Annotated in this window: 7 protein-coding genes; 3 read left to right on the top strand and 4 right to left on the bottom strand. The window is 70.6% G+C overall.

From position 1 onward, the window contains the following. Positions 1-5: 5 nt before the first annotated feature. The 4 genes from OHA11_RS35300 to OHA11_RS35315 all read right to left on the bottom strand — a co-directional run bounded on the left by OHA11_RS35300 (position 6) and on the right by OHA11_RS35315 (position 4,933). Positions 6-1,532, bottom strand: coding sequence for an ADP-ribosylglycohydrolase family protein (locus OHA11_RS35300; RefSeq protein ID WP_266503253.1), 1,527 nt, complete (start codon positions 1,530-1,532; stop codon positions 6-8). Beyond that, positions 1,529-2,674, bottom strand: a complete 1,146-nt coding sequence (locus tag OHA11_RS35305) for an ADP-ribosylglycohydrolase family protein (RefSeq protein ID WP_266503254.1) — start codon at positions 2,672-2,674, stop codon at positions 1,529-1,531. The genes OHA11_RS35300 and OHA11_RS35305 overlap by 4 nt, the downstream gene beginning before the upstream one ends. A 7-nt stretch (positions 2,675-2,681) precedes the next feature. Then, complete coding sequence (locus OHA11_RS35310; RefSeq protein WP_266507672.1) at positions 2,682-3,797, bottom strand: ADP-ribosylglycohydrolase family protein; 1,116 nt, start codon at positions 3,795-3,797, stop codon at positions 2,682-2,684. A 128-nt stretch (positions 3,798-3,925) separates the two neighbouring features. Further along, complete coding sequence (locus tag OHA11_RS35315; RefSeq protein ID WP_266503256.1) at positions 3,926-4,933, bottom strand: ADP-ribosylglycohydrolase family protein; 1,008 nt, start codon at positions 4,931-4,933, stop codon at positions 3,926-3,928. A 269-nt stretch (positions 4,934-5,202) separates the two neighbouring features. Between OHA11_RS35315 and OHA11_RS35320 the strand changes: the two genes are divergently transcribed. The 3 genes from OHA11_RS35320 to OHA11_RS35330 all read left to right on the top strand — a co-directional run bounded on the left by OHA11_RS35320 (position 5,203) and on the right by OHA11_RS35330 (position 12,359). Next, entirely contained in the window at positions 5,203-5,934 is a 732-nt protein-coding gene (locus OHA11_RS35320; RefSeq protein ID WP_266503258.1) for a VIT1/CCC1 transporter family protein, read from the top strand. Positions 5,935-6,310: 376 nt separating this feature from the next. Next, complete coding sequence (gene gltB, locus OHA11_RS35325) at positions 6,311-10,906, top strand: glutamate synthase large subunit (protein ID WP_266503259.1); 4,596 nt, start codon at positions 6,311-6,313, stop codon at positions 10,904-10,906. Continuing rightward, positions 10,899-12,359, top strand: coding sequence for a glutamate synthase subunit beta (locus OHA11_RS35330; protein WP_266503260.1), 1,461 nt, complete (start codon positions 10,899-10,901; stop codon positions 12,357-12,359). The genes gltB and OHA11_RS35330 overlap by 8 nt, the downstream gene beginning before the upstream one ends. Positions 12,360-12,401 lie beyond the last annotated feature (42 nt).

A 12,401-nucleotide genomic window follows, 5' to 3' on the forward strand; every position in this document is an offset into this window, starting at 1 on the left:
ACCGACTAGTTGAGGGCCGGCTCGTTGTAAGTCAGCTGGTCGCAGGTCAGTTGGGCGAGGGTGTCGAAGCCGACGCCGTTGAAGTCGGCGACCGAGGTGGCGAGGCGGTTCTTGAGCGGGGCCGTCCAGCGGTCGGGGAGCGCGGCGGGGCTGCCGGCGAGGAGGCCCGCGATGCTGCCCGCTGTCGCGCCGTTCGAGTCCGTGTCCCAACCGCCCGACACGGCACGGCAGATGGAGGCCGTGAAGTCGCCGTCCGCGTGGGTGAGGGCGGCTGCGAGCAGGGCCGTGTTGGGGATGGCGTGGACCCAGTGGTACGTGGCGTGGGCGGTGTGCAGTTCGTCGACGACCGTGTCGAAGTCCCGGTGTTCCCGGGCCAGTTGGATCGCGTGGCGGATGGCTCGGGCGAGGCGGGAGTCGGGTGGGACGACCGTGAGACCGGTGCGCAGGCAGGCGTGGATGTCGCTCGTGCCGGTGGCCGCCTCGGCGATGGTGGCCGCCGTGAACATCGCCGCGTAGACGCCGTTGGCGGTGTGGGTGAGGGTGGCGTCCGTGTGGGCCTGTTCCGCGGCGGCCGCCGGGGCGCCCGGGTTGGTCCAGCCGTGGGCGTCCGCGCGGATCAGGGCGCCGATCCATTCGCGGAACGGGTTGCGGTGGTGGGCGGTGTGCGGGGGCTCGATGCCGTCGAGGAGGTTGCGGTAGGCGATGCGTTCCGCGGTGAATGTGCGGCCTGCGGGGAGTTCGTCCAGCCAGAGGCGGGCTACGTCGGTGGTGGTGAAGTGCTTGCCGTGGCGCTGGAGGAGCAGGAGGTTCAGGAGGGGGTAGTTGAGGTCGTCGTCCTCTGGCATGCCGTTGATGTTCTCGGCGAGGGAGGTGGGGGCGGAGCGGCGGTTCCAGGGGTGGGTGGTTTTGAGGGTGGTGGGGAGGCCGCGTTCTGTGAACCAGGTGGTGAGGGGCCAGTTGCCGGTGGCTTGGGCCAGGGCTCTGATGCCGGCCAGGGGGAGTTTTTCCACTGGCTTTCCCAGGAGGCAGCCTGCGGCTCTGCCCAGCCAGGCGGCTTCCAGGCGGGGGTGGAGTGTGGCGGGGGTCAGGGCGGGGTTTTCTTCCCCAGACCCACCCCTTCCCGAAGGTGGGGGCGCTGCCCCCAGGCCCCCGGAGCTTCGGCTGAGGTCCGCTGTGCCCAGTCGTTCCGCCCAAGCGGAACGACTGGGCACAGCGGTAGCGGGGCGGGAGTCATCAGTTGCTGTTGGCCAGTTGGGGCAGAGAGACCGGATTCTGGGCAGCTCCGTTGGCTCCTTGCCCTCCAACCTGCTTGGTAGGGCTGCCAGTTCGTCCAGCAGTTTCTGGGCCAGGGCTCGTAGGTACGGGGGCGTGGGGGGATCCGAGGCGCCTGCTCGGGAAGGTGGCTTCGAGCCTCCCGCCGATTGCCAGCGGGCCGCGATGGCCGAGGGATCGCGGCCGTCCTGGCCTGCCTGGTGGAGTTCGTGGCCCAGGAGGTCCTCCGGTTGGACCCAGGTCAGGCGCAGGGGGGTCATGACAGCTCCGCGTACGCCGTCTCGTGGGTGCGGCGGCGGTCGATGTCGCGGGTGAAGATCTCGCGGGTCACCTCTGTGAGTGTTGTCGCGGGGGCCTGTAGGTCCAGGCGGCTGGACTCCGCGACCGTCTTGGCCCAGTCGGGCGGGATCTCCGCACCGAGGGCGCCCGCGAGAGCGCCGGACATCGTGGCGATCGAGTCGCAGTCGCGGCCGTAGTTCACCGAGCCCAGGACCGCGTGCCGGTAGTCGCCGCGGGAGATCAGCAACATGGCGAGGGCGACCGGGAGTTCCTCGATGGAGTGGATGCGGGAGGGGCGGCGGGCGCCCAGGGACGGGGCGCGGTAGTCGGGGCCTACCGTGTCGTAGGGAGCTACTGCCTCGCGCAGGGGGCGTAGTGCCGACTCGAAGTCCGCGTAGCGCGATGCCGTGTCGCAGACCGTCTCGATGGCCGCCCGTGTGCCGTCCTTCGCCACGGAAAGACAGGCGTCGACGACCGAGTCCGGGGTCGCGCCCGGCGTGCAGGCCGCCGCCACCCCCGCCGCGAAGACGCCCGCGGCCTCCCGTCCGTACGACGACTGATGGGCGCCCGCGATGTCGAGGGCCTCGGCGTACGCGCCCGCCGGGTTGGCCGCGTTGACCAGGCCGACCGGGGCCATGTACATCGCGGCACCGCAGTTGACGATGTTGCCGGTGCCGGCCTCGCGGGGGTCGATGTGGCCGTAGTGGATCCTTGCCACCAGCCACTTCTCCGCCAGGAAGATCCGGTGGAGGGGGAGTGCCTCGGACTCCAGTTCCGGGATCCAGCGCGGTGTTGTCATCAGGTCGGGGACCAGGTGGTCGGCGACGGCGTACGCGTCCAGGTGGTCGCGGACCTTCGCGTACACCCGTACCAGTGCGTGGGTCATCAAGGTGTCGTCGGTGACGTGGCCGTCGCCCTTGTGGTACGGGGCGATGGGGCGGGCCGTGCGCCAGTCGTCGCCGTTCCAGGGGCCGACGATGCCGTGGACCCCGCCGCCGTGGCGTTCGGCGATCTGCTCGGGGGAGTAGCCCTCGACGGGGCCGCCGAGGGCGTCGCCGACGGCGGCTCCCACGAGACTGCGGGTGATCCGTTCTTCCAGGGTTGCGGGCGTGATGGGCGTCATGTCCGAATCATCCCCCGGAGAGGGCCAGTTCCGTGGCTGCCAGGAGTTCGGCGAGTTCCACCAGATCCGTGCCCGTCAGACGGGGGAGCGCGCAGCCCGAGAGCGTGCGGCACGCGTCGCGCCAGGAGGCCGGGATCGCCGTGCCGCCGCCGATCGCGCCGGTCAGCGCGCCGACGAGGGCGGGGGCCGAGTCCGCGACCCGCGACAGACACGCCGCCGCGGGAACCGCCTCGGCGATCCGGCCGTGCGAGGCGACGGCGAGCGCGAGGGCCACCGGGACGGTCTCGGCGGCGGCGATGCCGTAGCTGTAGACGTGGTCGACGATCTGGTGTTCCAGGAGGGGGACGAGGCCGAAGGCGCCATCGCCGTTGCGGACTGCTTCGCGGGCGAGACCCAGCGCGTGGCGGGCGTTGCGGCCGATTTCCGTGGCCTCCGGGAGTTCGGCGATCGCCGCCGCCGCGCAGGTGTCGGCGTCCGCGCCGGTCAGTGCGAGCGAGAGCGCCGCGGCCATCGCGCGGGCGCCGTGCACCCCGTCGCCGTCCTGGGTGTAGCGGGCGTCGAACTCGGCCAGTTCCGCCGCGAGTCGGGGGTCCCCGGCGTGGGCCACAGCCAGCACACAGGCTCGTACGCAGGCCGCGTCGTCGAAGTAGTGGGGGTTGTCGTGGCCGGTGGCGGGCGGGCGCAGGCCGGTGGCGAGGTTGCCGAGACCGGCCCGTACGGAGATGCGGGCGCGCAGGGGGAGTACGGCCGACTCGACCTCGGGGGCGCGGTCGGCCGCCGCGGCGACCTCGCTGGCCACGGCGTTCCAGGAGAGGTCGATGGCCGCGCGCATACGGCGTTCTCGGCTCAGGTCGCCGAGTGCACCGGGGTCGGTGGCGCGCAGGACCGCCTCCGCCGCGAACGCCGCCCATTCGGCGTCGTCCGAGGGGCCGAGCCTGAGGGGTTCCGGGGGTTGGTTCAGGGCGATGGGGACGGGGAGGGTCGTCGTCGCGTTCTGCTCGGCGAAGGTGTCCAGTTCGCGAGTGAGGCGTCTTGTCCACTCGGGCATGCGGGCGGCTCGGTGCCTGGCGGCGGGCCAGCCTGCGGCGTCGCCTGCGGCTAGGCCCAGCAGAAGGCCCTCGATTCGCCGTTGGGCTTTGGGGTGGTGGGGGGACTGCGGGTTGGCTGTGGCTGAGCGTGCAGTTCCCCGCGCCCCTGAGGCGGGCGCCCCTGAAGGGGCGCCCGCCTCGGAGCCGTTGAGTAGTTCGGGTTTCACAGGGTTACCTCGTCCGGGGTCAGGAGGTCCGCCACGTCCAGGACGTGGTGGCCGCGCATGGAAGGGAGGCAGCTGCCTTTCGCCGGGCCGATTGCCGCCGCCCAGGCCGAGGGGATCGACGAGGCGCCCTTCGTCGCGCCGGCCAGGGCGCCCGCCACCGCTGCCGTGGTGTCGGCGTCGCGGCCCATGTTCACCGCCGTGAGGACCGCTTCCGTGAAGTCGCCGTCGGCCGCCGCGTACGCGCCGAAGGCCAGGGCGACGGCCTCGGGGGCGAGGTCGGTCCAGGGGTAACCGCCGATGACGACGGCGGAGCGGACGGCACGTTCGCCGCGGTGGGCGCAGGCGACGGCCCGGCGCAGGGAACGGGCCGTCCAGGAGTCGTCGGGGATGACGGCGAGGGCCGAGGCGACCACCACGAACGTCGGGGCGCCCGCCATCGCCGCGGCCACACCCGCCGCTACCGCCTGGCCGCCGTAGATGCCCTCGCCGTCGTGGCTCACCGAACCGTCGATCGCCACGAGGCGGGCCGCCTCGGCGGGGCGGCCCGCCGCGAAGACGCCGAAGGGGGCCGCCCGCATGGCGAGGCCGTCGCTCCAGGCGTGCCGGTGCTGGGCGGAGATCGGGGCGGCCAGGCCCCGCCGGAGGTTCTCCAGCGTGCCCCGCTCGCTGAAGCCGGCGCCCCGGAACGGACCCTCGTCCAGGTCGGCGATCCACTGGTGCCAGGCCGCCTCCACATGCCGGGCCGTGAGTGCCGAACCGTGCCGGGCCAGGAGCAGCCCGGAGAAGATCGCGTACTCCGTGTCGTCCGTGCCGGCCGGATTCTCGGCCACGTACCCCGTGATACGGCCCCAGCGTGCGCGGATCTCGGACGGCTTCATGTTCTCGGCGGGCGCCCCCAGCGCGTCCCCGACGGCGAGTCCCAGCAGCGCGCCGCGCGCCCGATCGCGGAGATCGGCGGCGTCCCCGGGCGCGGGGACCGAGGGAACGCAGGCAATCGAAGCCATGACGGTGCCTCTCCATCGCGGGGTCCCGGAAGGTCTGAGGGACCCTTTGCGCATCTGTCCCCACCTAGTGGTTCGGCGGAGCCTCACGTGCAGCAGCGTCACCCGGTCGACATCTGTGCAAGCCCCCCTACGGATGAGCATCGGAGGGCGAACGCCCAGGTAAGTACGGCCTTCCTTGCTGGCAGGTGCGAAATTTCAGGCGTAGATTGGGTGTTCTCAAAGAATAGAATTAGTCCAAGTAAGCGGTCCAAGCTAGTGGAGATCTGGGCATGGCGATCATCGAGACCGGGGCCGCGCTGCACGAGGCGCACCGCGACAACCACACCCACCGGGACGTCAACGGCGGTTGGCTGCGCCCTGCCGTCTTCGGCGCGATGGACGGTCTGGTCTCCAATCTGGCGTTGATGACAGGTGTGGCGGGCGGGGCCGTGTCCCCTCGGGTGGTCGTCGTCACCGGGCTCGCGGGACTCGCCGCCGGCGCCTTCTCCATGGCGGCAGGCGAGTACACCTCCGTCGCCTCGCAGCGTGAACTCGTCGAGGCCGAACTCGACGTCGAGCGGCGGGAGTTGAAGAAGTATCCGGTGGACGAGGAGCGTGAGCTCGCCGAGCTGTACCAGGCTCGGGGTGTCGAGTCCGGTCTGGCTCGCGAAGTCGCCCGGCAGTTGTCCGAGGATCCCGAGCAGGCCCTGGAGATACATGCCCGGGAGGAGCTGGGCATCGATCCCGGCGATCTGCCCTCGCCCGCCGTCGCCGCCGTGTCGAGCTTCGGCTCGTTCGCCCTGGGCGCCCTGCTCCCCGTACTTCCTTACCTGCTGGGCGCGACCGCTCTGTGGCCCGCCGTCCTGCTCGCGCTCCTCGGGCTCTTCGTGTGTGGCGCGGTCGTGGCCAGGGTGACCGCGACGTCCTGGTGGTACGGCGGACTGCGGCAGCTCGCGCTGGGCGGCGCCGCGGCCGGTGTGACGTACGCCCTGGGCAGTCTGTTCGGTGCGGCCGTAGGATGACCCCCGCACCGTTCGAGTCGAGCAGCTATGCAAGGGACTGCATAAGTAGTCGTTACTCGGCGGTTTCGAGTGCTTAACCACTGGGCATGAGCCGTAAGCGCTGCGGGCAATGACGCCCGCTCCACATTTGAAGCGCCGGGCGACGTTGCCTGTCGCGATCGGGCCGACGGTCACTGATCTGTCCGAAAAGGTCCCCTTAATCCAGCCGCCACGAGCGGCCCTCCGCCGCGACCCGTGGCGTCCGCATGCTGGAACGCGCTATCCCGTTCCCGGGAACGGTTCCATCATGTAACCTGCACGAAATTTTGCACCTTTCGCAGAGGGCCAACGTCGTCCCTCGGCACTTGCATATGCCACGACGACGACGGGAGAGCCGATGCGTACGCCGCGCCAGCCGTCCCAGCACTCCACAAATGGCCAGAACTGGTCGTTCATGGATGCTCGCCCTGCCGCGCAGGGGATGTACGACCCGCGCAACGAGCATGACGCCTGCGGCGTCGGCTTTGTGGCGACCCTCACCGGTGAGGCGAGCCACGCGCTGGTCGAGCAGGCGCTGACCGTGCTCCGGAACCTGGAGCATCGCGGCGCGACCGGCTCGGAACCCGACTCCGGTGACGGCGCCGGCATCCTCTCTCAGGTTCCCGACGCCTTCTTCCGTGAGGTGGCCGGATTCGAACTGCCCGAGGCGGGCTCGTACGCGGTCGGTGTCGCCTTCCTTCCGGAGGACACCGCCGACGAGGCCGTCTCACGGATTGAGACGATCGCCGCCGACGAGGGCCTGACGGTCCTCGGCTGGCGTGAGGTCCCGGTCGCCCCCGAACTCCTCGGCGCCACCGCCCGCTCGACGATGCCGCTCTTCCGTCAGGTCTTCGTGACGGACGGAATCAGCCAGGGCATCGATCTCGACCGCAGGGCGTTCGTGCTGCGCAAGCGCGCCGAGCGCGAGGCCGACGTGTACTTCCCGTCGCTCTCCGCCCGGACCATCGTCTACAAGGGCATGCTGACCACCGGCCAGCTGGAGCCCTTCTTCCCGGACCTGTCCGACCGCCGCTTCGCCTCCGCGATCGCGCTCGTGCACTCCCGGTTCTCCACGAACACCTTCCCGAGCTGGCCGCTCGCCCACCCGTACCGCTTCGTCGCGCACAACGGCGAGATCAACACGGTCAAGGGCAACCGCAACTGGATGGTGGCCCGCGAGTCGCAGCTCGTCTCGGACCTCTTCGGCGACCAGGACAAGCTCGACCGCGTCTTCCCGATCTGTACGCCCGAGGCGTCCGACTCCGCGTCCTTCGACGAGGTGCTCGAACTCCTGCACCTGGGCGGCCGTTCGCTCCCGCACTCCGTGCTCATGATGATCCCGGAGGCGTGGGAGAACCACGACTCCATGGACCCGGCCCGACGCGCCTTCTACCAGTTCCACGCCACGATGATGGAGCCCTGGGACGGCCCGGCCTGCGTCACCTTCACCGACGGCTCCCAGGTCGGCGCGGTCCTCGACCGCAACGGCCTGCGCCCCGGCCGCTACTGGGTCACCGACGAGGGCCTCGTCGTCCTCGGCTCCGAGGTCGGCGTCCTCGACATCGACCCCGCGAAGGTCGTCCGCAAGGGCCGCCTGCAGCCCGGCAAGATGTTCCTCGTCGACACCGCCGAGCACCGCATCATCGAGGACGACGAGATCAAGGCCGACCTCGCCGCCGAGAACCCGTACGCGGAGTGGCTGGAAGCCGGCGAGATCGAGCTCTCCGACCTGCCCGAGCGCGAGCACATCGTGCACACGCACGCCTCCGTCACCCGTCGCCAGCAGACCTTCGGCTACACCGAGGAAGAACTGCGCGTCATCGTCGCGCCGATGGCCAAGACCGGCGGCGAGCCGCTCGGCTCCATGGGCACGGACTCGCCGATCGCGGCCCTGTCCGAGCGCCCGCGGCTGCTCTTCGACTACTTCACCCAGCTGTTCGCGCAGGTCACCAACCCGCCGCTGGACGCCATCCGCGAGGAGCTCGTCACCTCGCTGCGCTCCTCCCTCGGCCCCGCGGGCAACCTGCTGGAGCCGACCGCCGCGTCCTGTCGCAGCGTCACCCTGCCCTTCCCGGTGATCGACAACGACGAGCTGGCCAAGCTCATACACATCAACGCCGACGGCGACATGCCCGGCATGAAGGCCGCGACACTCTCCGGCCTGTACCGGGTCTCCGGCGGCGGCGACTCGCTCGCCGCGCGCATCGAGGAGATCTGCACCGAGGCCGACGCCGCCATCGAGAACGGCGCCCGGCTGATCGTCCTCTCGGACCGGCACTCCGACGCCGAGCACGCGCCGATCCCCTCGCTGCTGCTCACCGCGGCCGTCCACCACCACCTCATCCGCACCAAGCAGCGCACCCAGGTGGGCCTGCTGGTAGAGGCCGGCGACGTCCGCGAGGTCCACCACGTGGCCCTCCTCATCGGCTTCGGCGCCGCGGCCGTCAACCCGTACCTGGCGATGGAATCCGTCGAGGACCTGGTCAGGGCCGGAACGTTCCTCCCCGGCATCGAGCCCGAGCAGGCCATCCGCAACCTGATCTACGCGCTCGGCAAGGGCGTCCTCAAGGTCATGTCCAAGATGGGCATCTCGACCGTCGCCTCCTACCGCGGTGCCCAGGTCTTCGAGGCCGTCGGCCTCGACCGGACCTTCGTCGACACGTACTTCAGCGGCACGGCCACCAAGATCGGCGGCGTCGGCATCGACGTCATCGCCAAGGAGGTCGCCGCCCGCCACGCGAAGGCGTACCCGGCCAGCGGCATCGCGCCCGCGCACCGCGCCCTCGACATCGGCGGCGAGTACCAGTGGCGCCGCGAGGGCGAGCCTCACCTGTTCGACCCGGAGACGGTCTTCCGCCTCCAGCACTCGACGCGCACCCGCCGCTACGACATCTTCAAGAAGTACACGGACCGCGTGAACGAGCAGTCCGAGCGCCTGATGACGCTCCGCGGGCTGTTCGGCCTCAAGTCGGACCGTGAGCCGATCTCCATCGACGAGGTCGAGTCCGCCGAGGAGATCGTCAAGCGCTTCTCCACCGGCGCCATGTCGTACGGCTCCATCTCGAAGGAAGCCCACGAGACGCTCGCCATCGCCATGAACCAGCTGGGCGGCAAGTCCAACACCGGTGAGGGCGGCGAGGACGCGGACCGCCTGTACGACCCGGCGCGCCGGTCGAGCATCAAGCAGGTCGCGTCCGGCCGCTTCGGTGTCACGTCCGAGTACCTCGTCAACGCGGACGACATCCAGATCAAGATGGCGCAGGGCGCCAAGCCCGGCGAGGGCGGCCAGCTGCCCGGCCACAAGGTCTACCCGTGGGTCGCCAAGACCCGGCACAGCACCCCGGGCGTGGGCCTCATCTCCCCGCCCCCGCACCACGACATCTACTCCATCGAGGACCTCGCCCAGCTGATCCACGACCTGAAGAACGCGAACCCGCAGGCGCGGATTCACGTGAAGCTGGTGTCGGAGGTCGGCGTCGGCACGGTCGCCGCGGGTGTCTCCAAGGCACACGCGGACGTCGTCCTCATCTCCGGCCACGACGGCGGTACGGGCGCCTCCCCGCTCACCTCGCTGAAGCACGCGGGCGGCCCCTGGGAGCTCGGCCTCGCCGAGACCCAGCAGACGCTGCTGCTCAACGGCCTGCGCGACCGCATCGTCGTACAGACCGACGGCCAGCTGAAGACCGGCCGTGACGTCGTCATCGCCGCGCTGCTCGGCGCCGAGGAGTTCGGTTTCGCGACCGCGCCGCTCGTCGTCTCCGGCTGCGTCATGATGCGCGTCTGCCACCTGGACACCTGCCCGGTCGGCATCGCCACGCAGAACCCGGTGCTGCGCGACCGGTACGCCGGCAAGGCCGAGTACGTCGTGAACTTCTTCCAGTTCATCGCCGAGGAGGTCCGCGAGATCCTCGCCGAGCTCGGCTTCCGCACCATCCAGGAAGCCGTCGGCCACGCCGAGCACCTCGACGTGGAGCGCGCGGTCACCCACTGGAAGGCGCAGGGCCTCGACCTGAGCCCGCTGTTCTACGTGCCGGAGCTGCCCGAGGGCACCCCGCTCCACCAGGTCATCGAGCAGGACCACGGCCTGGAGAAGGCGCTCGACAACGAGCTGATCAAGCTCGCCGCCGACGCGCTGGCCGCGGACTCCGCGACCGGTGCGCAGCCGGTGCGCGCGCAGGTCGCGATCCGCAACATCAACCGCACGGTCGGCACCATGCTCGGTCACGAGGTGACGAAGAAGTTCGGCGGTGCGGGCCTGCCCGACGACACCATCGACATCACCTTCACCGGGTCGGCCGGCCAGTCCTTCGGCGCCTTCCTGCCGCGCGGTGTGACGCTGCGCCTGGAGGGCGACGCCAACGACTACGTCGGCAAGGGCCTCTCCGGCGGCCGGGTGATCGTCCGTCCCGACCGGGGCGCCGACCACCTCGCCGAGTTCTCGACGATCGCGGGCAACACCATCGCGTACGGCGCGACCGGCGGCGAGCTGTTCCTGCGGGGCCGTACCGGCGAGCGGTTCTGCGTCCGCAACTCCGGCGCGACGGTGGTCTCCGAGGGCGTGGGCGACCACGGCTGCGAGTACATGACCGGCGGTCACGCGGTCGTGCTCGGCGAGACGGGCCGCAACTTCGCGGCCGGTATGTCGGGCGGCATCGCGTACGTCATCGACCTGAACCGCGACAACGTCAACGTCGGCAACCTCGGCGCGGTCGAGGAGCTCGACGACACCGACAAGCAGTGGCTGCACGACGTCGTGCGCCGGCACGCGGAGGAGACCGCCTCCACGGTCGCCGAGAAGCTCCTCGCCGACTGGCCCGTGTCGGTGGACCGCTTCAGCAAGATCATCCCCAGTACGTACAAGGCAGTGCTCGCCGCCAAGGACGCCGCCGAGCGAGCCGGTCTCACGGAGACCGAGATCACCGAGAAGATGATGGAGGCGGCGACCAATGGCTGATCCCAAGGGCTTTCTGAACCACGGCCGCGAGGTCGCCAGGACCCGTCCGGTGGACGTGCGTCTCAAGGACTGGAACGAGGTCTACGTTCCGGGCTCGCTGCTCCCCATCATCAGCGAGCAGGCCAGCCGTTGCATGGACTGCGGCATCCCGTTCTGCCACAACGGCTGCCCGCTCGGGAACCTCATCCCCGAGTGGAACGACTACGCGTACCGCGAGGACTGGTCCGCCGCCTCCGAGCGCCTGCATGCCACGAACAACTTCCCGGAGTTCACGGGCCGCCTGTGCCCCGCCCCGTGCGAGTCGGCGTGCGTCCTCGGCATCAACCAGCCCGCCGTGACCATCAAGAACGTCGAGGTCTCGATCATCGACAAGGCGTGGGACAGCGGCGACGTCGCGGCCCAGGCCCCCGAGCGGCTCTCCGGCAAGACGGTCGCGGTCATCGGCTCGGGCCCGGCCGGCCTCGCCGCCGCCCAGCAGCTCACCCGGGCGGGCCACACCGTGGCGGTCTACGAGCGCGCGGACCGCGTCGGCGGTCTCCTGCGCTACGGCATCCCCGAGTTCAAGATGGAGAAGCGGCACATCAACCGCCGTATCGAGCAGATGCGCGCGGAGGGCACCCGCTTCCGTACGGGCATCGAGATCGGCCGCGACCTCAAGGCGACGGACCTGCGCAAGCGGTACGACGCCGTGGTCATCGCGGCCGGCGCGACCGTCTCCCGCGACCTGCCGGTCCCCGGGCGCGAGCTGAACGGCATCCACTTCGCGATGGAGTACCTGCCGCTCGCCAACAAGGTGCAGGAGGGCGACTTCGTGGCCCCGCCGATCACCGCCGAGGGCAAGCACGTGGTGGTCATCGGCGGCGGCGACACCGGCGCGGACTGCGTCGGCACGGCCCACCGCCAGGGCGCGGCCTCCGTCACCCAGCTGGAGATCATGCCCCGCCCGGGCGAGGAGCGGCCGACGGGCCAGCCGTGGCCGACGTTCCCGATGCTGTACAAGGTCACCTCCGCGCACGAGGAGGGCGGCGAGCGGGTCTACTCCGTCTCCACCACCCACTTCGAGGGCGACGAGGACGGCAACGTGCAGTGGCTGCACCTGGTCGAGGTCGAGTTCGTGGACGGCAAGCTGACCCAGCAGCCCGGCACGGAGCGCAAGATCCCCGCCCAACTGGTGACGCTCGCGATGGGCTTCACGGGTACGGACGTCGAGAACGGCCTGGTCTCCCAGTTCGGCCTGGAGCTGGACGCCCGCGGCAACATCGCCCGCGACGCCGACTTCGCGACGAACGTCCCCGGCGTGTACGTCGCCGGTGACGCCGGCCGTGGCCAGTCGCTGATCGTCTGGGCGATCGCGGAAGGGCGCTCGGCGGCTCGCGGAGTGGACCGCTTCCTGACGGGCGAGAGCGACCTACCGGCCCCGATCCGCCCGACGGACCGGTCCCTGATGGTCTGACGCTCCCTTTCCATAGACGTCCCGTACAACGGTGTACGGAAC

This window comes from Streptomyces sp. NBC_00878, from assembly GCF_026341515.1.
GTDB lineage: Bacteria > Actinomycetota > Actinomycetes > Streptomycetales > Streptomycetaceae > Streptomyces.

What these genes read in the sequence shown, in the direction of transcription:
- OHA11_RS35330 (WP_266503260.1), top strand. Translation starts at nt 10,899, where the DNA reads ATGGCTGATCCCAAGGGCTTTCTGAACCACGGCCGCGAGGTCGCCAGG.
- OHA11_RS35300 (WP_266503253.1), bottom strand. Translation starts at nt 1,532, where the DNA reads ATGACCCCCCTGCGCCTGACCTGGGTCCAACCGGAGGACCTCCTGGGC.
- OHA11_RS35305 (WP_266503254.1), bottom strand. Translation starts at nt 2,674, where the DNA reads ATGACGCCCATCACGCCCGCAACCCTGGAAGAACGGATCACCCGCAGT.
- OHA11_RS35320 (WP_266503258.1), top strand. Translation starts at nt 5,203, where the DNA reads ATGGCGATCATCGAGACCGGGGCCGCGCTGCACGAGGCGCACCGCGAC.
- OHA11_RS35315 (WP_266503256.1), bottom strand. Translation starts at nt 4,933, where the DNA reads ATGGCTTCGATTGCCTGCGTTCCCTCGGTCCCCGCGCCCGGGGACGCC.
- gltB (WP_266503259.1), top strand. Translation starts at nt 6,311, where the DNA reads ATGCGTACGCCGCGCCAGCCGTCCCAGCACTCCACAAATGGCCAGAAC.